Below are 24,654 nucleotides of genomic sequence, written 5' to 3'. Positions count from 1 at the left end.
AAGCATTAGGGGACTTTCTTGCATAACAGAATTTATGTAAGGGAGTGATACGGATGAAAAAAGTCGGGTTATTAGCTCTGGCTTTATATTGTGGGATTATATATACGGCATGTGGAAAAGAAGATACCGTATATTTTGAGCCGGATACGCAAATGGAGAGTGAAGAGGTTACAGAAGCTGTCTTATGCCCGCCGGCTTCTTGTTATGTATATGTCTGTGGTGAGGTAGTGCACCCGGGGGTATATGAAGTGGCAGAAGGAGCCAGGGTCTGCGATGTATTAGAACTGGCAGGAGGCTTAAAGGATGCTGCAGCAAAAGAGGCACTCAATCAGGCAGAACCGGTTGTTGACGGACAGATGATAAAGGTGCCGGATCAGGAAACTTACCTTTTGCAGCAGACAGGGAGTGCTGATTCGGCAGCAGAGCCGGAGGATGGCAGAATTAATCTGAATACTGCATCAAAGGAACAGCTTATGACACTTTCCGGAATTGGAGAATCAAAAGCTGAGACAATTATTTCTTACCGGGAAAAGAATGGCGCATTTCAGACCATTGAAGATTTAATGAATATTCCCGGAATTAAAAATGGCGTTTTTGAAAAAATAAAAGATAATATAATGGTTAACTGAGGTGTAAAATGGCAAAAAAAGTTCTGGTTGTGGACGACGAAAAATTAATAGTGAAAGGAATCCGTTTTTCATTGGAACAGGATGGAATGGAAGTAACCTGTGCGTATGATGGTGAAGAGGCACTGCATCTGGCACAGGAGAATAAGTTTGATATGATTTTACTGGATATCATGCTTCCGAAGATGGATGGATTTGAAGTGTGTCAGGCAATCCGGGAGTTTTCTAATATGCCAATCGTCATGCTGACAGCAAAAGGCGATGATATGGATAAAATCTTAGGACTGGAATATGGTGCAGATGATTATATCACCAAGCCGTTTAATATTCTTGAGGTGAAAGCCAGAATCAAAGCAATTATGCGAAGAACTGCTGCCAGTGAACCGAAGGAAGAAAATTCCAAAGTGATAGAGAGCGGCGATTTAAAATTAGACTGTGAGAGCCGCAGACTGTTTGTCCAGGGAAGAGAGATTAATCTGACAGCCAAGGAATTTGACTTGTTAGAGCTTCTTGTTATGAATCCGAATAAGGTATACAGCCGTGAGAATCTGCTGAATCTGGTATGGGGTTATGAATATCCGGGCGATGTCAGAACGGTGGATGTTCATGTGCGTAGACTGCGTGAGAAGATTGAACCGAATCCGAGTGAGCCAAAATATGTGCATACGAAATGGGGTGTAGGTTATTTCTATCAGAAATAACAGCGATATAGCAGAGGATGAAGGTACAGACTTATGAATAGAAAAAAAGGTATTCGCAATTTTTTGAAAAGCATGAAATTCCGGCTGATTTGTCTTTTTATGCTGATTGGTATTTTGACCGGAATTTTAATCCGGACCGGAATTTTAACTGCGTATGAGAAACATGCGGTTTCTAACCGGAGTGTAGATGTAATTGGTCAGGCAAAGATTCTTGCAAACCAGATGGTCTCCACAGATTATATCAATGGAGCGGAGTCGGAAAGCATCACTTCACAGCTGCAGCAGATGTCACGTGTTTATGATGGAAGAATTCTTGTGATAGATTCTTCTTTTCATATTATAAAAGATACTTATGATCTGGATACCGATAAAACAATTATTTCAGAAGAAGTCATAAAGTCATTCCGCGGTGAGGATTCTATGAATTATGATGTGGATAATCATTATGTGGAAATGACGATTCCGCTGACTACAGATAACGTAGAGTCAGGGGAGAAGAGTATTATCGGAGTGCTTCTTATCAGTGTTTCGACAGATAGTATTCTTGCCAATCTGGAATATATGAGAAATGCTGCATTAGTGCTTCAGATTTTCGGGGCAGTTTTTCTGTTTGCAGTCAGCGTATTTTTATCCGTTCGTCTGACAAACCCGTTGAAGAATATGGCATCCTCTATTGCTGAGATTCAGAATGGATATGGAACCAGTGATGGGGAGCTGATGATTAAGGATTATTCTGAAACAGTTCAGATTTCGGAAAAATTTAATAAACTTTATAGCAGAATGAAGATGCTGGATGACTCCAGACAGGAATTTGTGTCCAATGTGTCCCATGAGCTGAAAACACCGCTTACTTCTATGAAGGTACTGGCAGACTCACTGAATGGACAGGAAGATGTTCCGGTAGAACTGTATCGTGAATTTATGTTAGACATTGGAAATGAAATTGAACGTGAAAATAAAATTATTAATGATTTGCTCTCGCTGGTTAAGATGGACAAGTCTGCATCAGATTTGAATATCACGTCAGTTAACATCAATGAGATGCTGGATTTAATTTTAAAGAGATTAAAACCGATTGCGGAAAAACAGCATGTAGATCTGGTGTTGGAAAGTTTCCGGCCTGTTACAGCAGAAATTGATGAGGTAAAGCTGACGCTTGCCATTACCAATCTGGTGGAAAATGCAATCAAATACAATAAGGAAGACGGTTGGGTACATGTGTCCCTGAATGCAGATTATCAGTATTTCTATCTTAAGGTAGAGGATTCCGGCATCGGTATTCCGGAGGATTCCTTAGAGCATATTTATGAAAGATTCTATCGCGTAGACAAGTCCCATTCCAGAGAAATAGGTGGAACCGGACTTGGACTTGCCATTACAAGAAATGCAATATTAATGCACCGTGGTGCAATTAAGGTATTTAGTACAGAGGGTGAGGGAACGCTCTTTACTGTGCGGATTCCGCTGAATTACATTGCCTAGGAGGTCTGGCATGAAGAAAATTGCAGGATGGCTGAGTTTTATCCTTCTGGTATCGCTGTTCACAGGGTGTGGCAGACAGGAGACAGATGACCCGGCGTATTATATTTATTATCTGAATAAAGAAAAAACAAAAGTGGTAGAGCAGCCATATGATTTAAAAGAGGGCAAGACAGAGGACATGATATCCACTCTTTTAGATGCGTTGTGCACCAATACGGATAGCGTGGAGTATCAGAAACCGGTTCCTGGTGATGTTACAATTACAGACTGGTCACTGGAAAGCAATCAGCTGTTTCTTTACTTTAATGATAATTATTCCAAAATGCAGTCTACGGATGAGGTGTTGTGCCGGGCAGCAGTGGTAAAGACACTGGTACAGCTTCCGGATGTAAAATATGTATCTTTTTATGTGGGAGATGCACCGTTGGCAGACAGCCGGGATAATGTAATCGGACTGATGACAGAAGAAAGCTTTGTTGAGAATCCGGGAAAACAGATTAATTCCATTCAGACAACAACATTACATTTATATTATGCAAATGCTGATGGAAACGGACTGGTAGAATGCGAAAAAGAAGTACAGTATAGCAGTAACATTTCCTTGGAAAAACTGATTATGGAGAATCTTTTAAAGGGACCGGATGATAAGAATTTGAAAGCACCACTTCCGGAAGGAACAAATCTTGTCAATGTTACGACAACCAATGGAATCTGCTATGTTACATTAGATGAGGCGTTCCTGAATCAGAATTATGAAATACAGGAGCCAATTGTCATTTATTCTATTGTAGACTCTTTATCGGAGATTTCAACCATTAGTAAGGTGCAGATTTCTGTAAATGGAAAGACCAGCGGTGTTTACCGGGATAGTTTTGCATTAGACCAGCTTTATGAACGGAACCTTGACTATGTGGTAAGTGCAGATGAGAACGAGACGGTATCTACAGAAGCACAAACAGAAGAGACACCTTAGTAGAAGGTCTTAAGAAGAAGTATCTTATAAGTAACATATCTTATAAGCAACATATTAAGAAGAAACATCTTAGAAAAATATTTAGGAGGGGTTATATCGAAATTATAAAACGCCCCTTATGCTATGGAACGATATTGTTCCTGTGTGGTATTATTGTCTGCCTATCTGTTCCGACGGTCATAAAAGTTATCCTTATCAGCTTTGTGGCAGGGTGTCAGATGTATCTGCTGTATGCCCTGCGGCAAAGAAAACGGAGGGTATACCGGTTTACAGCGGTACTTGGAATAGGATTTTTTCTGCTGGGAATTGCAAGAATCTGGTATGTGCAGCAGCAAAGCTATACCATTGAGACGATTTTAAAAGAGCAGGAGACCAGCCTTTCTGTAGAAACAGATGCTTCCAGAGGCTGGCAGACGGAAAATGAAAAGACAATTTTACAGGGGAAGATAGAGAAAAAAGAACGAAAAAACAATCAGACAAGATTATATCTTAATCATGTTTTCTTACGGATTGGAGATAAAACCTATAAAACCAATTCTGTCCTGGTTCGACTGAAGCAAGAACCATCTGACCAATCGTGTCGTATTGGAACAACCATTGTATTAGAAGGAAATATCCGACAACTGAATCGCGCTGCCAATGATGGTAATTATGATGAATTTCAATATTATCACAGTCTGAATATGGATTATCATTTTGATGCCGAAAGGATTTGTGGGGAATATGGAAGAGAAGATGTACTGGCAGAGAAATTATTTATGATAAAAGAAAAATTAAAAGAAGATTATATAAATGATTTATCGGAAAGAAATGCTGGGATTCTTGGAACAATGCTTTTAGGAGATAAAGAACTTTTGGAAAAGGAAGTTTCAACAGTCTTTCAACAGGCAGGAGCAAGCCATGTGCTGGTAATCAGTGGAATGCATATTTCCTGCATTGGACTGTTCTGTTATGGACTTCTTAGAAAAAAAGGAAATTCTCTTTGTGCCTGTACGGCAGCGGTTGTATTTTTGTTCTGTTATGTGAAAATGACCGGGATGGGAATATCTGCTATCCGGGCATGGATTATGTTTGCACTTCTTATGGCAGCCAAGCTGTCCGGGCGAAGCTATGATAGCAGAACCGCTCTTTCTGTGGCAGTGCTGGTGCTTTTATGGAAAAACCCGTATCTGGTTGAAAATGCAGGACTCCAGTTTTCGGTAGCTGCAATTCTTGGTGTGGTAGTAGTGGCAAAATGTATTGGACAGTTGTTTCCAAGGGAGCAAAAACAGCAAACACAGGAACGGAAAACAGGCGATAAGGCGGTAAATAAAATACGGGAAATATGGAAACGGCAAATCCGGCAGAACTTTTTAGTTTCGCTTTCCGTTCAACTTACAACACTTCCACTGGTGGCATACTATTATTATGAAGTGCCGGTCTATGCTTTGATTCTGAATCTACTGATAGTTTCCTTGTTAAGCGCAGTTTTAATAAACGGGATAGCTGCAACATTGCTCATGTGTATGGAAAAAATTGTTGTAGGAAGGCTGTTTGCGGGACCGGTAATCATGATGTTGGAATTATTGCTGGACGGAATTTATGTTGGAGTCAGCTGGTGCAGCCGGCTCCCGGGAGCTACGAAGATAGTAGGACAGTGGCCGATACAGCGCATCATATTCTATTATCTGATGCTTGCAGCCACCTGCTTGCTGATAAAAAAACGGACAAAGAAAAGCGGAAACAGAGATGGGAATAGAAATACAAATATACTCCTTAGAAAGTTTCCGATTGTTTTGATTGGAAGCGTGGTGTTACTTCTGGTTCTTCGTCCGGTAAAGAGTAATCATCTTATGGCAGTTCTTGATGTGGGGCAGGGAGATGGCATCTATGTACGACTGGGGGAAGATACCAATCTTTTTCTGGATGGCGGAAGCACTGATGTGTCTAAGGTGGGAACGTATCGGATTTTGCCGTTTCTAAAAAGTAATGGAATCACGAAGATAGATTATTGGTTTATAAGCCATTATGACGAAGACCATGTGAACGGATTGTTAGAAGTTCTTGAGACGGAGTATTCTGTTGAAAATATTATATTGCCTGGAAAACAGCCGGATGTAAAGAATTATCAGAGCATATGTGCACTGGTAGAGCGGAGAAACATTCCCATCGTATATATGAAAGAAGGAGATTGCATAAGAAGTGGCGAGGATACCATAAGCTGCCTCCTTCCGGACGGAGAGTATCAGGCAGAGGATGAGAATGGAAAATCCATGATATTGCTCTATCAGACGAAATATATTTCCGGGATATTTACCGGAGATGCCGGAGAAGCAGAAGAAAATTGGCTCTTAGAAAAGCAGCGGTTGTGGAAAGTAGATTTTCTTAAAGTAGGACATCATGGCTCAAAGTATTCCTCGACAGAAAAATTTTTAAAAGCACTTTCGCCGGAACTGGCATTGATTTCCTGTGGGGAAAACAACCGATATGGACACCCTCATCAGGAGACTATAAATCGATTACAAGAAGCTTCGGCAGAAATTTTTGATACGATGGAAGGCGGTCAGATTTCGCTGGAAGAGGAAAAGGGAAGGATCACAATTCACAGCTTTCGGTAAGTATACTTTGATAAAGAAGTAAAAATATAGTATAATATCCTTTATGAAAACAATAGATAATGACATTAAAATGGGACAATTAAAAAACGTATATCTTTTATATGGAACGGAAGACTATCTGAAACGGCAGTATCGTGATAAGCTAAAACATGCACTGGTAGAGCCGGATGATACGATGAATTTTTCGGCATATGAGGGAAAGGATATTAATCCAAAGGAACTGATTGATTTATCGGAGACACTGCCATTCTTTAAAGAAAAGCGTATGATTCTGGTGGAAAACAGTGGCTTCTTTAAAAACAGCTGTGATGATCTGGCAGAATATATGAGCCAGGTGCCGGAATCCACCTGCTTTGTTTTTGTGGAAGAAGAAGTGGATAAGCGTTCCAAATTATTTAAAGCGGCATCCAGGGCTGGAAGTGCCGTAGAATTTGAGACCCCGAAGGAAGATATGCTGATTCGCTGGATACTGGGCAGAATCCAGAGGGAAGGGAAGAAAATTACCCAGTCCGTGATGCAGCTTTTCCTGTCAAAGACCGGTTCCGATATGGAAAATATTGATAAGGAATTAGAAAAGCTTATCTGTTATACATTGGATAAGACGGAAATTGCTGCGGCAGATGTAGAGGCAATCTGTACCGGACAGACGGAAAATAAAATCTTTGAAATGATTGATGCCATCTCTGCTAAGAATCAGAAGAAGGCTTTGGACTTATATTACGATTTACTGGCATTAAAGGAAGCACCCATGCGGATTTTGTTCCTGATTGCAAGACAGTTCCAGAATCTGCTTTTGATAAAAAGCATGTCAGCAAAAGGATATCCTGCTGTCAGTATTGCAAAGACTGCAGGGATGCCAAGCTTTGCAGTGCAGAAGAATCTTCGGCAGGCAGGAGCTTTTAAAATAAATCAGTTAAAGGAAGCAATTGAAGACTGCGGACAGGCAGAAGAGGATGTCAAGACGGGAAGAATGGCAGATCAGTTAGCCGTAGAACTTCTGATTGTAAAATACAGTGCATAAAAAAAGAACGTTTCGAATGACGGTACGAAACGTTCTTTTTTATAATCGTTTATAATCTATGCTCTTCCGGCAATTATGCCATTTTGTTCACAGCTTTGTTTAAGCGTGAAATCTTTCTGGAAGAAGTGTTCTTGTGATAAACACCCTTAGTAGCAGCTTTGTTGATTTCAGATGTTGCAGCAACTAATGCAGCAGCAGCAGCCTCTTTATCGTTTGCAGCGATTGCAGCGTCTACTTTCTTAATAGATGTTTTAACTTTTGATCTAATAGCTTTGTTTCTATCAGCTTTGGTCTGATTTACAAGAATTCTTTTCTTAGCAGATTTAATGTTAGCCAACCTGTACACCTCCAATATGATTGTTTTATTGTTTTTGGTTGTTTCATTAAAGCCGGACACGGACGTTCTAATGTAAACATACCATGTTAGTTTATCCCACATATTTGCATCTGTCAATACATATTTGGAGAAAAAATGTAAAAAATAATAAAGAAAATTTATTTGGAAAAATTGTTTACAGGAAGTGAAGCTATGTTTCAGATAAGAACAGACCTCGCATTAGAGACGAGAGAAAAATTTGATGAAGATCATATTGAAGTAAAGGGAGTACGGGTAGATGAGGAGAGAATTTCACCGGAAATCATGATTACAAGAGTGTTCATTGACACAGAAAACGGAGCAAAGGCAATGAAAAAACCGAAGGGAACCTATATTACCATTGAGGCTTCGGACATGATGGAAGAAGATGAGGATTATCACAGAGAAGTGTCCGGGCAGCTGGCAAAAGTGATTGAAACCATGCTGCCGGGGAAAAAAGAAGAACTCAAGATATTGGTAGTGGGTCTTGGTAACCGGGAAGTGACACCGGATGCATTAGGACCTTATGTAGTAGATAATATGATGATTACCAGGCACATTATCAAGGAATATGGACAATATGCCTTTGGAAATAAGGTGAGGAGCCAGATAAGCGGAATTGTGCCGGGCGTAATGGCACAGACCGGCATGGAATCAGGAGAGATTGTCCGGGGAGTCATTGAAGAGACGAAACCGGATATTGTAATTGTGGTGGATGCACTGGCGGCCCGCAGCGTGAAGCGTCTGAACCGTACCATCCAGATTACGGATACCGGAATCAATCCCGGTTCCGGTGTGGGCAATCACAGGCACGCCATTAATAAAGAAAGCATGGGAATTCCGGTAATTGCCATAGGAATTCCTACCGTAGTAGATGCCGCAACGATAGTTTCAGATACCATGAGTGACTTAATCGGAGCCATGCGGGAGTCAGCGCAGCTAAAAAGTGTGGGAAATGGGCTGGCAGGTCTGGATGAAATTGAAAAGCATGAGCTGGCAAGAGAACTTTTATCTCCACATTTGAATGCAATGTTTGTAACCCCAAAAGATATTGATGAAGCGGTAAAAAGGCTGAGCTATACCATATCAGAGGGACTGAATCTGGCATTCTCCCGGTTCTAAAGGGACAGAAGCTGCATAGAATATAGTGTTTGCTATGGCAGAACAGGAGGTGCTGGCAGCATGAGAGTCTATGGGCAAAGATATCAGGGAAAAACGGAACTGGTCAGGAAGCGAAAAAAATGGTACAGGCAGTCTGCTATTGCACTTTTTCTGTTGTATGCATTTTTTCTTATGGTGAAAGCGGGAACCGGAAGGGAAACACTGGCAAAACGTTTTTTTTCTTATATACAAAATGAGATATCCATGTCCATGACCAGACAGTATATTCCGACTGTTGCCTATATGGCAGAGGGCAGGCAGGAACAGACACTGAGTGATTTTTTGCTGGAAAAAGTGACAGACCAGATACCACTTATCGGATATGCAGATACCATAAGGACTTATGATACGGCAATTGAGAGCAGCCTTTCAGAAGAAGAGATTGTTGCACTGGAAGGAAAAGATGAAGCGGAAGTAGAGGCTAAGCAGATGGCGGAGGCAGCCAGCAGAGAGAATCAGGACTGCATAGTGGCAGAAATGGAGCAGGAAAATGCGCAGGCAGGAGCAGATGCGGCAGCAGAAGCGGCAGAGCAGCCGGCAGCCCCGGATCATACAGCAGTCAGCTCTCAGCCGTTGGTGGAGATTCCAAGAGAAAAATTAAATGATTTTGATTATCTGATTCAGAATTTTTATCAGGTGGACAATACAACAACCATCAATAGCAGTCAGTTAAATGCAGAAGAATTGTTAAATATGGATTTAACCATAAAAACGCCGGCAGACCAGCCACAGATTCTGATTTACCATACCCATTCCCAGGAAATGTTTGCAGATTCCGACCCAAATGATGTAATGACGGGCGTTATGGGAACAGGGGAATATCTTACCAGCCTGTTACAGGAAAAATATGGATTTCAGGTCATGCATCATATGGGACAGTATGATGTGGGAGACAGAGATCACGCCTATGCCAATGCGGAGGGACCCATTGAGCAACTGTTAACAGAGAATCCGAGCATAGAAGTGGTAATAGATTTACATCGTGATGCAGTGGATAAGCATATGGTGCGGGAGGTAAACGGGGTGCAGATGGCACCGATTATGTTCTTTAACGGACTGAGCCGGACAAAAGCGTTAGGAGATATTTCTTATCTCAATAATCCAAACCTTACCGGGAATCTTGCTTTTTCCCTGCAGATGCAGATTGCAGCGGCAGAGTATTATCCGAATCTTACCCGCCCGATTTATTTAAAAGGATACCGGTATAATATGCATTTTAAAGAGAAATATCTTTTGATCGAAATGGGTTCCTATACTAACACGCAGGAGGAGGCACGCAATGCCATGGTTCCACTGGCAGACCTTTTGAACAGAGTGCTGCATGGAGAAAATTAGAAAAATATTTCGTAATGAAAATGTAATAACTTTTTTGGAAAAACACATTGAAATCACTTGCATTTCTTATATAATAAAAGAGATGCGTAAAATAAAACGAAAGATATGGAGTTATCATGGAATTTTCAAGCTTAGAATTTTTATTTCGGTTTTTGCCGATTTTTCTTATTATATATTATCTGGTACCGGTAAAGTATAAAAATCCGGTACTTTTCTTTGGAAGTCTGGTATTTTATGCCATGGGAAGCTGGAAGGATGCACTTCTTTTACTGTTTTCCATGAGTCTGAACTATATTCTGGTATTACTGATGGATCATATAAGAAGGAAGAGCAGCAGAAATACCATGCTTGTGATTTTGCTTTGCTATAATATCGGATTATTGTGTATATTTAAGTATACAAGATTGTCGCTTCCGCTTGGAATCAGCTTTTATACTTTTACCATGCTTTCCTATGTGCTGGATGTCTATAAGAAGAAAACAGCAGCGTTGAGGGATTATCTGGAGTATGGAACTTATATCCTTTTGTTCCCAAAGCTGATATCCGGACCGATTGCCCAGTTTGCCAATATGGCAGAGCAGTTAAAGAAACATCCAATCCGTCTGGAGAAAATCGAACATGGTCTGACTCTTTTTATCATAGGATTGGGATATAAAGTAATTATTGCAAATCATCTGGCAATTCTCTGGCGTGATATTCAGGGCATTGGCTTTGAGAGTATTTCCACACCGTTAGCGTGGATGGGAGCATTCGGTTATTCTGCACAGTTATTCTTTGATTTCCAGGGATATTCCCTGATGGCAATCGGAATCGGAGAGATGCTTGGGTTTGATTTGCCGAAGAACTTTGACCATCCGTATCGTTCCAGGACAGTGTCTGAGTTTTACCGCCGGTGGCACATTACACTGGGAAGATGGTTCCGTGATTATTTATATATTCCCTTGGGAGGCAACCGGAAGGGAAATGCGTGGACATTTTTCAATCTGCTGATTGTCTGGGTTGTAACCGGAATGTGGCATGGCTCTACCATTAATTTTCCATTATGGGGCTTGATTTTATTTGTATTTATTGCGTTGGAACGATTTGTAATCAGAAATTTTTTAGAGAAACATGGATGGCTGGCACACCTTTACATCTGGTTTGTAATCCCTCTGACCTGGGTCGTGTTTGCAATTACGAAGTTATCTGATTTGAAAGTATATTTTGCAAGACTGTTCCCGTTCTTTGGAACTGGAATCGCAGTCAATGCAGGCGATTATCTGAAATACGGCAGAACCTATGGAGTGTTTTTCCTATTGGCATTCGTGGTATCACTTCCTTTTATGGATAAGATATTAAAAAAATGCTGGAAGAAGTGGTGGATGAAAGCAATTTTGTTTGTTGTATTATGGATTTGTATTTATCAGATTGCAAATGGACTGAACAATCCGTTTATGTATTTTAGTTTTTAATGGGAGGCTGCCATGAAGAAATGGAAGAAATGTCCGCTTCTTATTGTTACGGCAATCAGTATGCTACTGGTAAGTGGTGTCGCATTAGCCGGAACAAAGGGCGCATATAAAGAATATAATAAGGACTGGCCGAAGGTTCCGGCGGTGGCTGGCATGATGCAGGCATCCAAAGAGGGCATTCTGCCATGGGATAAGGCAGAACCGGAGGAGGATTTGGAAAGCGTATATGCTGACAAAGAGGAGCCGGCAACGGAAGAAGCAACAGAAGCAGTTGCAGATACGGAGGCAGAAGAGGATAAGACTTATACTTTTACCGATGTAACCCAGGATTATTTTGATGATGCGGTATTTATCGGAGATTCCAGAACCGTTGGATTAAGGGATTATGGCGGCTGGGATAATGCAACTTATTATGCCAGTATCGGACTTACGGTCTATGATATGTTTGATACGCCGATTGTCGAGGAAAACGGCGCGAAGATTACCGTTGAAGAAGCATTAAGCGAGCATCAGTTTGGTAAAGTCTATCTGATGATTGGAATCAACGAAATGGGAACCGGTACAGTAGACAGCTTTATGAAAAAATATGAAGAAGCTGTCAATCATATCCGGGAATTACAGCCGGATGCACTGATTTTCTTACAGGGCATTATGTATGTAAAACAGGAAAAGTCAGAGACCGACCCGATTTTTAATAATCCGGCAATCAAAGAACGGAATGACAGAATTGCAATGCTTGCAAATAATCACGATATATTTTATATTGATGTAAATGAAGTAGTGACTGACGAAACAGGAAATCTGAATCCGGAATATACTTATGATGAGATTCACCTGCTGGGAAAATATTATTCCCTGTGGACGGATTTCCTTTTGAAACATGGAATAAAGAAGGAGTAAATATATGTCAATCGACCAGAGTAAGATTCGTAATTTTTGTATCATTGCCCATATTGACCACGGTAAATCAACCCTTGCAGACCGTATTATCGAAATGACAGGGCTTCTGACCAGCCGCGAAATGCAGGCGCAGGTTTTAGATAATATGGATTTGGAGCGGGAACGTGGAATTACCATTAAGTCCCAGGCAGTCCGTACTATATATCATGCCAAAGACGGAGAAGAATATATTTTCAATCTGATTGATACACCGGGACATGTGGACTTTACCTATGAAGTATCAAGAAGTCTTGCTGCCTGTGACGGTGCAGTGCTGGTAGTAGATGCGGCACAGGGAATTGAGGCACAGACCCTTGCCAATGTATATCTGGCATTAGACCATGATCTGGAAGTGATTCCAGTCATTAATAAAATTGATCTGCCGAGTGCAAGGCCGGAAGAAGTAGTAGAAGAAATTGAAGATGTGATTGGAATTGAGGCACAGGATGCACCACGGATTTCTGCCAAAACAGGGTTGAATGTGGAAGAAGTATTAGAGCAGATTGTGCATAAATTACCGGCACCAAAAGGGGACGCCAAAGCGCCTCTTCAGGCGTTGATTTTTGATTCTGTGTATGATGCTTATAAAGGTGTTATTGTATTCTGCAGAATCCGGGAAGGTTCCGTAAAACCGGGGACAACCATCCGCATGATGGCAACCGGAGCAGAAGCAGATGTAGTAGAAGTAGGATATTTCGGAGCCGGACAGTTCATTCCATGTGATGAGTTAGAAGCCGGAATGGTAGGTTATATTACTGCCAGCCTTAAGAATGTGAAAGAAACCCGTGTGGGTGATACCATAACAGAAGCAAAGCGTCCTTGTGATGCACCATTGCCGGGATATAAGAAAGTTAATCCGATGGTATACTGTGGATTATATCCAACAGATGGAGCCAAATATCCGGATCTTCGTGACGCTTTGGAAAAATTACAGTTAAATGATGCAGCCTTACAGTTTGAACCGGAGACTTCCATTGCATTGGGCTTTGGTTTCCGCTGTGGTTTCTTGGGACTGCTTCATTTGGAGGTAATTCAGGAGCGGTTAGAGAGAGAATTTAATCTTGATTTAGTAACGACAGCACCAGGCGTTGTATACCGGGTACATAAGACTGATGGTACCATGATAGAATTGACAAACCCATCCAATCTTCCGGATCCATCCGAAATCGAATATATGGAAGAGCCGATGGTTGCAGCAGAAATTATGGTGACATCCGAATATGTAGGTGCCATTATGGATTTGTGCCAGGAACGCCGTGGTATCTATAAGAGTATGGAATATATTGAGCAGACCCGTGCAGTTATTAAATATGACCTTCCGTTAAATGAAATTATTTATGATTTCTTTGACGCATTGAAATCCCGTTCTAAAGGATATGCGTCCTTTGATTATGAGATGAAGGGTTATGAGCAGTCAGAGCTTGTGAAGCTGGATATTCTTATTAATAAAGAAGAAGTGGATGCTCTTTCCTTTATTGTATTTAAGGATACCGCCTATGAGCGTGGAAGAAAGATGTGTGAGAAGTTAAAGGAAGAGATTCCGAGACATTTATTTGAAATCCCGATTCAGGCAGCCGTTGGAAGCAAGGTAATTGCCCGTGAGACAGTAAAAGCAATGCGAAAAGATGTGCTGGCAAAATGTTACGGCGGTGACATCAGCCGTAAGCGTAAACTGTTAGAGAAACAGAAGGAAGGTAAGAAACGTATGCGTCAGGTGGGAAATGTAGAGATTCCACAGGAAGCATTTATGAGTGTACTGAAGTTAGATGAGAAATAGATGACAGGAGAACATAGATGGAACTTTATGTGCATATTCCTTTTTGTGTAAGAAAATGTGAATATTGTGATTTCTTATCAGCACCTGCGGACGAGCGGTTACAAAACCGCTACGTGGGTGCTCTTTTGCATGAAATCAGATATTACGGACAGACAATGGGACGTCCGGCTCTTTCTACTATATATATAGGGGGCGGAACACCGTCTCTTTTAGCACCGGAATATATCGCACTTCTTTTAAAACAGATTCAGGTAAGCTTTGAGGTGGAAGCAGATGCAGAGATTACCATAGAATGTAATCCCGGAACTTTAAATGAGGAAAAACTTCTTACCTATAAAGAAGCAGGCATTAACCGTCTCAGCATAGGGTTACAGTCTGCCTTTGATGATGAATTAAAGATATTAGGAAGAATCCATACTTACCGGCAGTTCTTGGAGAATTATGAATGTGCCAGAAGATGTGGATTTGAAAATATCAACGTTGATTTGATGAGTGCCCTGCCTTATCAGAGTACGGAGAAATTTGTCACCAGCTTAAAGCGTGTCATAGCATTAAAACCGGAGCATATTTCAGCCTATTCCCTGATTATCGAAAAGGGAACACCATTTTATGAGAAATATAAATTCGAGGCAGTGCTCCGGGAAGCCGGAAAGCCGACAGAACATCTGCCATCTGAAGAGACGGAGTATGAAATTTATAAAAAGACTCAGGAGATTCTTGCAGAGGCAGGTTATGAGCATTATGAAGTATCCAATTATGCAAAGCCGGGGAAAGAGGCAAGGCATAATATCGGATACTGGAAGCGGGTACCGTATCTTGGGGTAGGACTTGGGGCGGCTTCCCTGATTGGAGAAGTACGCTACAGTAATATAAGAGAGATTGAAGCGTATATCAAAGCATGTGGTAATATTTCGGCGAAGGAAATAGATGGAGTACCGGCATTGAATCTCCATGAGAGTGCAGATGCAATCAGCCGCCATGCCCAGATGGAAGAATTCATGTTTTTAGGCCTGCGTATGTTAAAGGGAGTTACAAGAACAGAATTCAAAGAGACTTTTGGCGTGGAAATAGAAGCAGTATATGGCGAAGTCTTAAACCAGCTTCAGGAAGAGGACTTAATCGAGAAAAAAGCCGGTGTAATAAAGCTCAGCGACCATGGCATGGACATCAGCAACTATGTACTCGCCCAGTTTTTACTGGATTAAGTAGTGCGGTGTTGAACCGCATTGAATCAGAACAAATCTAAAGAAAATATAAAATTATAAAATGCTGTTGACAAAAAAAACGAATGGTGCTATCTTAAGTACATAGAAATTAGCACTCTTTCAAGTTGAGTGCTAACAACTAAGAAAAAGCAGTACAAAAAGCTTTTTCAAATACCTATAAAAGTTTCATTTTCAGGAGAACGTGAATGAACGAGAACGAATTAGATGAAAGAAAAACAAAAATCTTAAATGCAATCATTCGCAACTATCTGGAAACAGGTGAGCCGGTTGGTTCAAGAACCATTTCCAAGTATACGGATTTGAACTTAAGTTCCGCAACAATCCGGAATGAGATGTCGGACTTGGAAGAGATGGGATATATTTTGCAGCCACATACATCGGCAGGAAGAATTCCATCCGATAAGGGATATCGCTTCTATGTAGATAATCTGATTGCAGAGAAGGACAAAGAAGTATCCGATATGAAAGAGTTCGTAATTGAACATACGGAGAAGATGGAACAGGTATTGCAGCAGGTGGCAAAGCTGTTGGCGAACAACACGAATTACACCACCATGATAACAGCACCGCAGTATCACCACAACAGCCTGAAGTTCATCCAGTTATCCAATGTGGATGATGAACATATTCTGGCAGTTGTCGTATTGGAAGGCAATCTTGTGAAAAATAAGATGATTCCGATAGAAGAGCCGATAGATAATGAGCATATGTTAAAACTTAACATGCTTTTGAATACACATTTAAATGGATTGTCATTAGATCAGATTAATCTGGGCACCATAGCAGTGTTGAAAGAGAAAGCCGGTATCCATTCCAAAGTCATCAGTGATGTATTGGATGCAGTAGCAGAAGCAATCAGCGAAGACGAGGATTTGGAGATATATACCAGCGGTGCAACGAATATCTTAAAATATCCGGAGTTATCGGATTCGCAGAAAGCAGGAGAGCTTTTAGATGCGTTAGAAGAGAAGAAACAGTTAGTAAGTCTGGTGACGGATAACCTCAGCAATGAGGAGAACGGCATACAGGTTTATATAGGAGATGAATCTCCAATTCAGACCATGAAGGACTGCAGTGTGGTAACAGCTACCTATGAACTTGGTAAAGGCGTGAAGGGAACGATAGGAATTATCGGACCGAAGCGTATGGATTATGAGAACGTCATGGATAATCTGAAAAATTTGAAATCACAACTAGAAGGCATATTTGATAAGCCGAAGAAAGAATAGCATAGAAAGGTGGTAAGGAAGTGGCAGAAGAAAAGAAAGAAGAAGTGCTTGAGGAAGTATTAGAAGACTTAGAAGCAGAGGATGCAAAAAAGCAGGAAGAAGCACAGAATACCGCCTCAGAAGAAAAAGAAGTTGAGGCAGAAGAAAAAACGGAAGATACCGAATCTGAACCGGAAGAAATAGAGAAAGAAGATGAGGAGAAAAAGAAAGGTATCTTTAAAAAGAAAGACAAGAAAGATAAGAAGGACGAACAGATTGAAGATTTAACCGACCGGCTGAAACGTCAGATGGCAGAATTTGAAAACTTCCGTAAGAGAACGGAAAAGGAAAAGAGCCAGATGTATGACATGGGAGCCAGCGCAATCTTAGAGAAAATCCTTCCAGTTATCGACAATTTTGAAAGAGGGCTTGCAGCTGTACCGGAAGAAGACAAAAACAATGGCTTCGTAGAAGGTATGGATAAGATTTATAAGCAGATGATGACAGTGCTGACAGAGGTTGGTGTAACACCGATTGAAGCAGCCGGTCAGGAGTTTGACCCGAATCTCCATAATGCAGTAATGCATGTGGAAGATGAAGAACTCGGTGAGAATGTAGTAGCCGAGGAGTTACAGAAAGGTTACAAGTACAAAGAAAATGTAATCAGACATAGCATGGTAAAAGTAGCGAATTAAGCATAGGAGGATAAGAACATGAGTAAAATTATTGGTATTGACTTAGGAACAACAAACAGTTGTGTGGCAGTTATGGAAGGTGGAAAACCTACCGTTATAGCAAACCAGGAAGGTGCAAGAACAACACCATCTATCGTAGCATTTACAAAAACAGGTGAGCGTCTGATTGGTGAACCTGCAAAACGTCAGGCAGTAACCAACGCAGAGAAAACAATCTCTTCCATTAAGAGACATATGGGAACCGATTACAAAGTAAGCATTGATGACAAACAGTATTCTCCACAGCAGATTTCTGCAATGATTTTACAGAAATTAAAAGCTGATGCAGAAGGATATTTAGGAGAGAAAGTATCAGAAGCAGTTATTACTGTACCGGCATATTTCAATGATGCACAGCGTCAGGCAACCAAGGATGCAGGTAAGATTGCAGGACTTGATGTAAAACGTATCATCAACGAGCCGACAGCAGCAGCACTTGCTTATGGACTGGACAACGAAAAAGAACAGAAAATTATGGTATACGACTTAGGTGGTGGTACATTTGATGTATCTATCATTGAAATTGGTGACGGAGTCATCGAAGTATTATCTACAAACGGTGATACCAGATTAGGTGGAGATGACTTCGATAACAAGATTACACAGTGGATGATTGACGAATTCAAGAAAGCAGAAGGCGTTGATTTATCTACTGATAAGATGGCTCTTCAGAGATTAAAAGAAGCTGCAGAGAAAGCTAAGAAAGAGTTATCTTCTGCAACAACAACCAATATCAACCTGCCATTCATTACTGCAACAGCAGAAGGACCAAAGCATTTTGATATGAACTTAACAAGAGCAAAATTTGATGAGTTGACACATGACTTAGTAGAAAGAACAGCAATCCCGGTACAGAATGCTATGAAGGATGCAGGCGTAACCAATGCAGACTTAGGTCAGGTATTATTGGTTGGTGGTTCTACACGTATCCCGGCTGTTCAGGATAAAGTAAGACAGTTAACAGGCAAAGAGCCAAGTAAATCCTTAAACCCGGATGAGTGTGTAGCACTTGGTGCCTGCATCCAGGGTGGTAAATTAGCAGGAGATGCCGGCGCAGGTGATATCCTTCTTCTGGATGTTACTCCATTGTCACTGTCTATCGAGACCATGGGTGGAGTTGCAACAAGACTGATTGAGAGAAATACAACAATTCCTACAAGAAAGAGTCAGATTTTCTCAACAGCAGCAGATAACCAGACAGCAGTAGATATCAACGTAGTGCAGGGTGAGCGTCAGTTCGCAAGAGATAACAAATCCCTTGGACAGTTCCGTCTGGATGGTATCCCACCAGCACGTCGTGGAGTTCCTCAGATTGAAGTTACTTTCGATATCGATGCAAACGGTATTGTAAACGTATCTGCAAAAGACTTAGGAACCGGAAAAGAACAGCATATTACAATTACTGCCGGATCTAACATGTCTGATGCAGATATCGATAAAGCAGTAAAAGAAGCAGCTGAATTTGAAGCACAGGACAAGAAGAGAAAAGAAGCAATTGACACCAGAAATGATGCAGATTCCTTCGTATTCCAGACACAGCAGGCATTAGACCAGGTTGGAAATAACCTTGATGCGGCAGATAAATCTGCAGTAGAGGCTGACTTAAATGCACTGAAAGCTTTAGTAGATGCAAATCCACAGGCTGAAAACATGACAGAGGATCAGGTTGCTGAGATGAAAGCAGCAAAAGAGAAACTGATGGAAAGTGCACAGAAAGTATTTGCTAAGATGTATGAGAATGCTCAGGCAGCTCAGGGAGCCGCTGGTGCAGGCCCTGATATGGGAGCAGGTGCAGCCGGTGGAGCAACTGCAGGTTCCGCAGATGATGATGTGGTAGATGCTGATTACAAAGAAGTATAATTCTACAGATAAAAAGCAGTAGAAAGGGTTGGCAGTTTTACTGTCAACCCTTACAAACGGTAAAGAGGGAATAGATTATGGCAGAACAGAAAAGAGACTATTACGAGGTCTTAGGCGTTGATAAAAACGCAGATGACGCAGCAATAAAAAAAGCATATCGTGTCCTTGCCAAGAAATATCATCCGGATATGAACCCGGGGGATAAAGAAGCAGAAAAGAAATTCAAGGAAGCATCTGAAGCATATGCAGTACTGAGCGACCCGGAGAAGAGAAAACAGTATGACCAGTTTGGCCATGCAGCCTTTGATGGAGGTGCCGGCGGAGCAGGCGGATTTGATTTCTCAGGTATGGATATGGGAGACATTTTTGGAAGCTTTGGAGACATTTTCGGAGATTTCTTTGGCGGCGGAAGACGCAGCAGCAGCAACGGACCGATGAAGGGAGCCAATGTACGTGCCAGTGTCAGAATTACATTTGAAGAGGCAGCATTTGGCTGTGAGAAAGAAATTGATTTAGTATTAAAGGATGAATGTAAGACCTGTCATGGTACAGGAGCGAAGCCGGGAACCAGTCCGGAGACCTGTAGCAAATGTCAGGGAAAAGGAAAAGTGGTATATACCCAGCAGTCCTTATTTGGTATGGTACAGAATGTACAGACCTGTCCGGAATGTAACGGAAGCGGTAAAATTGTTCGTGACAAATGTCCGGACTGTCGTGGAACCGGCTACATTGCCAGCAGGAAGAAGATTAAGGTCAGCATTCCTGCCGGAATTGATAACGGTCAGAGTGTAAGAATCCGTGAAAAAGGTGAGCCGGGGGTAAATGGCGGACCAAGAGGAGATCTTCTGGTAGAAGTAGTAGTATCCCGCCATCCAATCCTTCAGAGACAGGGCATGGATGTATATTCAACAGCACCAATCAGTTTTGCACAGGCAGCATTGGGCGGAGAAGTAAGAATTACAACCATCGACGGCGATGTGGTCTACGAAGTAAAACCTGGTACACAGACCGACACCAGAATCCGTCTGAAAGGAAAAGGAATCCCATCCCTGCGTAACAAGGCAGTCCGTGGTGACCAGTATGTTACACTTGTGGTTCAGGTCCCGACCGGATTAAATGAAGCTGCAAAAGAGGCACTGCGCCAGTTTGATGCAGAGACCGGTAATTCATTAAAGACACAGAATGGTGCGGCAGGCACGAAAAAGAAAAAGGGATTTATGGGAAAAATTAAAGAGTCCTTCGATGATTTATAAAAATGATAAAGCTGTTTCCTGAAAAATGGAGGCAGCTTTTTTTACGCGAGTAGCGAGAAAAATCGCATGCTTGCAGATTTGGCGAGCACCGCGATAACTCGAGAAACTCGCAAAGCGTGTTTCTCGTAGTTGAGTATTGTGATAATTCGGGAAAACTGCAAAAGTGAGTTTCTCGTTGTTGCATTTTGTGACAACATATTGTATACTGTTTCTGATTCATAAGTTTTTTGTAACCATATGTTGATTTAGGCAACCGTTTATGAGACAAGGAGAGAGATTTATGAAGCAGCATAACAGCGCTGTGATTAAGAAGGATGCAGCACAGTTTGATAAATGGTGTTTTCAGCAGACTGTGGAACTGGAACATACAAGGAGAGAACTGGAAAATTCCAAACGCGAGATGGAACACCATCAGAGGGAGTTAGAACGTCAGAAGCGGAAATTCGAGATGGAGAAGAATCTTGAACAGGAGCGGATGAAGCGGGAACAGCATCTTTTTGACATGAAGTGGAAAATATTAGAAAGTGAACTTCAGAAACTTGCTGCCGAAAAGCAGAAAATGGAGCGTCAGAGAGACTTTTACAGCAGAGTACATGAATTTGAACAGGAGAATAGAAACCAATCATCCAATGTGGTGAAGGGAGAAATGTTCTTTATGGGCGTGGGCAATGAAAAATCATTGCGGAAGCGTTATAAGGATTTGATTAAAATATATCATCCGGATAATCTCAATGGAGACACCGGTACCATTCAGGAAATTAACCGGGAATATCAGGTGCTGATGCAGAAACTGGAAGTAAAATATCAGTAATAAGATTGCAATAATAGCACAGCAATGACATAGCAATAAACAGGAAAATCAGCGGGCAGAAGAAATATGTTCCGCTGTTTTTGTGTTACCAGACATGCATAGGCGTCGCTATGTATCTAAAGAAGCTGTCTGCTGGTTGCCGTTGATTCCCTTACAGTTGCGAAAAATAAAAAGCTATGTTAAGATTAAAATGTTTGCTTTTTATAATAGAAGGTTAAGATAAGAACAGGAGCAGAAACTATGAAATGGGATAAATATACAATAGATACAACAACAGAAGCTGAGGATTTTATCAGCATGATGTTATCAGAAAATGGCATTGAAGGAATTGAAATCGAAGATAATGTACCATTGACGAAAGAAGAAACAGGAGAAATGTTTATTGATTTTCCGCCGGAGCTTCCACCAGACGAAGGAAAAAGCAAAGTCAGCTTTTATTTAGAGGCAGGCGAAGACCATACCGAGACTTTAAAGGCAGTCCGCATTGGTTTAGAGCAGTTAAGAAGCATGGTAGAAATCGGAAGCGGAGATATTACCTCCAGCCAGACCGAGGATATTGACTGGATTAATAACTGGAAACAGTTTTTTCAGTCTTTTTATATCGATGATATTTTAATCAAACCAACCTGGGAACCATTAAAGGAAGAGGATAAAAATAAATTCTTAATCGAGATTGACCCGGGTATTTCCTTTGGAACCGGAAAGCATGAGACAACACAGCTTTGTATCCGCCAGATTCGTAAATATTTAAAAGAGGGCGAGCGTGTTCTGGATGTAGGATGCGGCAGCGGAATCTTATCCATTGCAGCATTAAAGCTTGGTGCAGGCAGCGTAGTGGGTACGGATGTGGATGGAGATTGTATCACATCAACTCATGAAAATATGACAGTCAATCATCTGGCAGAAAATTCAGGTGAATTTTATGTTGGAAACCTGATTGACGATAAAGCATTTCAGGAAAAGATTGGCACAGGTTATGATCTGGTCGTAGCGAATATTTTAGCGGATATTATTATTCCGATGGCACCGGCACTTTATCAGTGTGCGAAAGAGCAGGGAGTGCTTATTACTTCCGGAATTATTGATTTTAAAGAAAACGAAGTAAAAGAAGCTTTAGAGCAGGCAGGCTTTGAAATCTTAGAAGTCAACCATCAGGGCGAATGGGTCAATGTAACTGCACGGAAAAATCAGAGGTAAAATAGATGCATCAGTTTTTTGTTGAAAAAAGCCAGGTGGGCAAAGAATATGTTACCATAACCGGAAGCGATGTAAATCATATCCGGAATGTACTGCGTATGAAAATCGGAGAGACGATTCGCATCAGTGACCGGGAAGGTGGCAATTATTTTTGTAAGATTGCAGAAACCGGAGAAAATTTCGTGCAGGCAGACATAGTATCTGTGGACGAAGAAGGAACCGAGCTTCCGTCTAAAATCTATTTATTTCAGGCACTGCCGAAGGGAGATCGGATGGAAACGGTGATTGAAAAGGCAGTAGAACTTGGTGTCTATGAAATCATTCCGGTAGACATGAAATACTGTGTGGTAAAGCTGGAAGGAAAAAAGGCAGCACAACGGGTACAAAAATGGCAGGCGCAGGCAGAGACTGCAGCAAAACAGTCAAAGCGCAGTATCATTCCAAAGATTCATGAAGTAGTATCTTTCAAGGAAGCCTTAAAGCTGGCAGAAAACTGTGATATCCGCTTAGTGCCTTATGAAAATGAAAATGGCATGGAAGGAACCAGGACAGTATTAGAGCAAATCGAACCGGGGAAGAGTATCAGCATTATGATAGGACCGGAAGGCGGATTTGCAGAGGAAGAGATTGCAAAAGCAAGAGAGACCATGCAGTCCATTTCCTTAGGAAGAAGAATACTTCGGACAGATACAGCAGGTATCTGCATGATGTCCATGCTGATGCTGCAATTAGAGAGCCGTATATAACGAAAAAACAGTAAGAAAGTGTAGAAAAGTATGGAAGCATATCTGGATAATTCTGCGACCACCCGCTGCAGTGACCGGGCGTGTCAGTTAATGGTAGACCTTCTGACGAAGGATTATGGCAATCCATCTTCCCTTCATATGAAAGGAATTGAGGCAGAACGATTTGTTGAGACTGCAAAGAAGAAAATAGCAAAAACATTAAGAGTATCAGAAAAAGAAATCATCTTTACATCCGGTGGAACGGAGTCAAATAACCTTGCGATTATCGGTGCTGCAATGGCAAACCGCAGAGCGGGAAATCATATTATAACCACATCCATTGAACATGCATCCGTAGAGAATCCAATGGAATTCTTAAAGGAGCAGGGCTTTGACATTACTTATCTTTCTGTGGATGAGAATGGAATTATTTCACTGGAAGAATTAGAAGAAGCAGTAACGGAACAGACTATTCTTGTTTCCATGATGCAGGTAAATAATGAAATCGGAGCCATCGAGCCGGTTGCAGAAGCTGCAGAGCTTATTAAGAAAAAGAATCCGGCTACACTGATTCATGTAGATGCAATCCAGTCTTATGGAAAAATGTATATCTATCCAAAGAAGCTTGGCATAGACATGCTTTCCGTCAGCGGACATAAGATTCATGGGCCAAAGGGAAGCGGATTCCTCTGGGTGAAGGAAAAGACGAAATTAAAGCCGCTGATATTAGGCGGTGGACAGCAGAAGGGAATGCGTTCCGGAACGGAAAATGTACCGGCAATTGCAGGTCTTGGAGAAGCAGCAGAAGAAATCTATGAGAATCTCGATGAAAAGAGAGCGCATCTTTACGGATTAAAGCAGCGTTTTATCAACGGAATCGAAAGGCTGGAAGGAACCCATGTAAATGGAAAGACCGGAGAGGATTCTGCACCACATATCGTTAGCGTCAGCTTTGAAGGAATCCGAAGTGAAGTATTATTACATTCACTGGAAGACAGGGGGATTTATGTATCTTCCGGTTCTGCCTGTTCTTCGAACAATCATGCAGGTAAGCAGAAGGGCAGTAAGACACTTAGAAACATTCATTTAAAGGAAAATCTTCTGGATTCCACACTGCGTTTTTCCTTCAGTGTGCATACAACGGAAGAAGAGATTGATTACACATTAGAAGTACTGGGAGAACTGCTTCCGGTACTGAAGAAATATACAAGACATTAAAAGA

The 24,654-nt window shown here is 41.4% G+C and carries 21 protein-coding genes; 20 read left to right on the top strand and 1 reads right to left on the bottom strand.

All coding sequences use genetic code 11. The features are described 5' to 3' along the window. Positions 1–53 precede the first annotated feature (53 nt). From DWV68_RS10665 to holA, 6 genes are all read left to right on the top strand, one after another. The gene (locus tag DWV68_RS10665; RefSeq protein ID WP_022243098.1) at positions 54–629 is read left to right on the top strand and encodes a ComEA family DNA-binding protein; all 576 of its coding nucleotides are present in this window, start codon (positions 54–56) and stop codon (positions 627–629) included. An 8-nt stretch (positions 630–637) separates the two neighbouring features. Then, complete coding sequence (locus DWV68_RS10660) at positions 638–1,327, top strand: response regulator transcription factor (RefSeq protein ID WP_022243097.1); 690 nt, start codon at positions 638–640, stop codon at positions 1,325–1,327. 33 nt (positions 1,328–1,360) lie between these two features. Then, a complete protein-coding gene (locus DWV68_RS10655) occupies positions 1,361–2,809 on the top strand; it encodes a sensor histidine kinase (RefSeq protein ID WP_117696977.1) in 1,449 nt (482 codons plus the stop codon). 10 nt (positions 2,810–2,819) lie between these two features. Then, positions 2,820–3,782, top strand: coding sequence for a GerMN domain-containing protein (locus DWV68_RS10650; protein ID WP_117696980.1), 963 nt, complete (start codon positions 2,820–2,822; stop codon positions 3,780–3,782). Between the two features lie 203 nt (positions 3,783–3,985). Further along, positions 3,986–6,379, top strand: a complete 2,394-nt coding sequence (locus DWV68_RS10645; RefSeq protein ID WP_279222412.1) for a DNA internalization-related competence protein ComEC/Rec2 — start codon at positions 3,986–3,988, stop codon at positions 6,377–6,379. A gap of 43 nt (positions 6,380–6,422) precedes the next feature. Then, positions 6,423–7,400, top strand: a complete 978-nt coding sequence (holA, locus tag DWV68_RS10640) for a DNA polymerase III subunit delta (RefSeq protein WP_118665737.1) — start codon at positions 6,423–6,425, stop codon at positions 7,398–7,400. Between the two features lie 73 nt (positions 7,401–7,473). Here holA and rpsT read toward each other — a convergent pair whose 3' ends face one another. Next, positions 7,474–7,737 carry a 30S ribosomal protein S20 gene (rpsT, locus tag DWV68_RS10635; protein WP_022243092.1) on the bottom strand — a complete coding sequence of 88 codons (264 nt, stop codon included), beginning with the start codon at positions 7,735–7,737 and terminating at the stop codon, positions 7,474–7,476. Between the two features lie 192 nt (positions 7,738–7,929). Between rpsT and gpr the strand changes: the two genes are divergently transcribed. The 14 genes from gpr (at position 7,930) to DWV68_RS10565 (ending at position 24,650) form a co-directional block, all read left to right on the top strand. Beyond that, the gene (gene gpr, locus DWV68_RS10630) at positions 7,930–8,877 is read left to right on the top strand and encodes a GPR endopeptidase (protein ID WP_117840937.1); all 948 of its coding nucleotides are present in this window, start codon (positions 7,930–7,932) and stop codon (positions 8,875–8,877) included. Between the two features lie 60 nt (positions 8,878–8,937). Further along, complete coding sequence (locus tag DWV68_RS10625) at positions 8,938–10,251, top strand: stage II sporulation protein P (protein WP_243089534.1); 1,314 nt, start codon at positions 8,938–8,940, stop codon at positions 10,249–10,251. Between the two features lie 116 nt (positions 10,252–10,367). After that, on the top strand, positions 10,368–11,702 hold the full coding sequence (locus DWV68_RS10620; protein ID WP_118665735.1) for an MBOAT family O-acyltransferase: 1,335 nt from the start codon (positions 10,368–10,370) through the stop codon (positions 11,700–11,702). Between the two features lie 12 nt (positions 11,703–11,714). After that, on the top strand, positions 11,715–12,602 hold the full coding sequence (locus DWV68_RS10615; RefSeq protein ID WP_118665733.1) for a GDSL-type esterase/lipase family protein: 888 nt from the start codon (positions 11,715–11,717) through the stop codon (positions 12,600–12,602). 4 nt (positions 12,603–12,606) lie between these two features. Beyond that, positions 12,607–14,418, top strand: a complete 1,812-nt coding sequence (lepA, locus tag DWV68_RS10610; RefSeq protein WP_118665731.1) for a translation elongation factor 4 — start codon at positions 12,607–12,609, stop codon at positions 14,416–14,418. Positions 14,419–14,435: 17 nt separating this feature from the next. Further along, positions 14,436–15,623 (top strand): radical SAM family heme chaperone HemW, encoded by a 1,188-nt coding sequence (gene hemW, locus DWV68_RS10605; RefSeq protein ID WP_118056788.1) that lies wholly within the window; start codon positions 14,436–14,438, stop codon positions 15,621–15,623. A gap of 206 nt (positions 15,624–15,829) precedes the next feature. After that, entirely contained in the window at positions 15,830–16,873 is a 1,044-nt protein-coding gene (gene hrcA, locus DWV68_RS10600) for a heat-inducible transcriptional repressor HrcA (protein WP_022243085.1), read from the top strand. 20 nt (positions 16,874–16,893) lie between these two features. Beyond that, a complete protein-coding gene (grpE, locus tag DWV68_RS10595) occupies positions 16,894–17,547 on the top strand; it encodes a nucleotide exchange factor GrpE (protein ID WP_022243084.1) in 654 nt (217 codons plus the stop codon). An 18-nt stretch (positions 17,548–17,565) separates the two neighbouring features. Continuing rightward, complete coding sequence (gene dnaK, locus DWV68_RS10590; RefSeq protein ID WP_118056787.1) at positions 17,566–19,446, top strand: molecular chaperone DnaK; 1,881 nt, start codon at positions 17,566–17,568, stop codon at positions 19,444–19,446. Positions 19,447–19,523: 77 nt separating this feature from the next. Then, complete coding sequence (gene dnaJ, locus DWV68_RS10585; RefSeq protein ID WP_117697001.1) at positions 19,524–20,699, top strand: molecular chaperone DnaJ; 1,176 nt, start codon at positions 19,524–19,526, stop codon at positions 20,697–20,699. Positions 20,700–20,979: 280 nt separating this feature from the next. Beyond that, positions 20,980–21,510, top strand: a complete 531-nt coding sequence (locus DWV68_RS10580; protein WP_242986051.1) for a molecular chaperone DnaJ — start codon at positions 20,980–20,982, stop codon at positions 21,508–21,510. A gap of 240 nt (positions 21,511–21,750) precedes the next feature. Continuing rightward, positions 21,751–22,707 carry a 50S ribosomal protein L11 methyltransferase gene (prmA, locus tag DWV68_RS10575; protein WP_117840942.1) on the top strand — a complete coding sequence of 319 codons (957 nt, stop codon included), beginning with the start codon at positions 21,751–21,753 and terminating at the stop codon, positions 22,705–22,707. A gap of 5 nt (positions 22,708–22,712) precedes the next feature. Beyond that, a complete protein-coding gene (locus tag DWV68_RS10570) occupies positions 22,713–23,453 on the top strand; it encodes a 16S rRNA (uracil(1498)-N(3))-methyltransferase (RefSeq protein WP_118056786.1) in 741 nt (246 codons plus the stop codon). A 30-nt stretch (positions 23,454–23,483) separates the two neighbouring features. Continuing rightward, positions 23,484–24,650, top strand: a complete 1,167-nt coding sequence (locus DWV68_RS10565) for a cysteine desulfurase family protein (protein WP_118665729.1) — start codon at positions 23,484–23,486, stop codon at positions 24,648–24,650. The last annotated feature ends 4 nt before the right edge of the window (positions 24,651–24,654 follow it).

The organism is Roseburia sp. AF12-17LB (assembly GCF_003479605.1).
Classification (GTDB): Bacteria; Bacillota; Clostridia; order Lachnospirales; family Lachnospiraceae; genus Roseburia_C; species Roseburia_C amylophila.
This window is presented reverse-complemented; position numbering and strand designations above follow the sequence as displayed.

What these genes read in the sequence shown, in the direction of transcription:
- DWV68_RS10620 (WP_118665735.1), top strand. Translation starts at nt 10,368, where the DNA reads ATGGAATTTTCAAGCTTAGAATTTTTATTTCGGTTTTTGCCGATTTTT.
- DWV68_RS10565 (WP_118665729.1), top strand. Translation starts at nt 23,484, where the DNA reads ATGGAAGCATATCTGGATAATTCTGCGACCACCCGCTGCAGTGACCGG.
- hemW (WP_118056788.1), top strand. Translation starts at nt 14,436, where the DNA reads ATGGAACTTTATGTGCATATTCCTTTTTGTGTAAGAAAATGTGAATAT.
- dnaK (WP_118056787.1), top strand. Translation starts at nt 17,566, where the DNA reads ATGAGTAAAATTATTGGTATTGACTTAGGAACAACAAACAGTTGTGTG.
- holA (WP_118665737.1), top strand. Translation starts at nt 6,423, where the DNA reads ATGAAAACAATAGATAATGACATTAAAATGGGACAATTAAAAAACGTA.
- DWV68_RS10655 (WP_117696977.1), top strand. Translation starts at nt 1,361, where the DNA reads ATGAATAGAAAAAAAGGTATTCGCAATTTTTTGAAAAGCATGAAATTC.
- DWV68_RS10580 (WP_242986051.1), top strand. Translation starts at nt 20,980, where the DNA reads ATGAAGCAGCATAACAGCGCTGTGATTAAGAAGGATGCAGCACAGTTT.
- prmA (WP_117840942.1), top strand. Translation starts at nt 21,751, where the DNA reads ATGAAATGGGATAAATATACAATAGATACAACAACAGAAGCTGAGGAT.
- DWV68_RS10660 (WP_022243097.1), top strand. Translation starts at nt 638, where the DNA reads ATGGCAAAAAAAGTTCTGGTTGTGGACGACGAAAAATTAATAGTGAAA.
- hrcA (WP_022243085.1), top strand. Translation starts at nt 15,830, where the DNA reads ATGAACGAGAACGAATTAGATGAAAGAAAAACAAAAATCTTAAATGCA.
- dnaJ (WP_117697001.1), top strand. Translation starts at nt 19,524, where the DNA reads ATGGCAGAACAGAAAAGAGACTATTACGAGGTCTTAGGCGTTGATAAA.
- gpr (WP_117840937.1), top strand. Translation starts at nt 7,930, where the DNA reads ATGTTTCAGATAAGAACAGACCTCGCATTAGAGACGAGAGAAAAATTT.
- DWV68_RS10570 (WP_118056786.1), top strand. Translation starts at nt 22,713, where the DNA reads ATGCATCAGTTTTTTGTTGAAAAAAGCCAGGTGGGCAAAGAATATGTT.
- DWV68_RS10615 (WP_118665733.1), top strand. Translation starts at nt 11,715, where the DNA reads ATGAAGAAATGGAAGAAATGTCCGCTTCTTATTGTTACGGCAATCAGT.
- DWV68_RS10625 (WP_243089534.1), top strand. Translation starts at nt 8,938, where the DNA reads ATGAGAGTCTATGGGCAAAGATATCAGGGAAAAACGGAACTGGTCAGG.
- DWV68_RS10665 (WP_022243098.1), top strand. Translation starts at nt 54, where the DNA reads ATGAAAAAAGTCGGGTTATTAGCTCTGGCTTTATATTGTGGGATTATA.
- lepA (WP_118665731.1), top strand. Translation starts at nt 12,607, where the DNA reads ATGTCAATCGACCAGAGTAAGATTCGTAATTTTTGTATCATTGCCCAT.
- DWV68_RS10650 (WP_117696980.1), top strand. Translation starts at nt 2,820, where the DNA reads ATGAAGAAAATTGCAGGATGGCTGAGTTTTATCCTTCTGGTATCGCTG.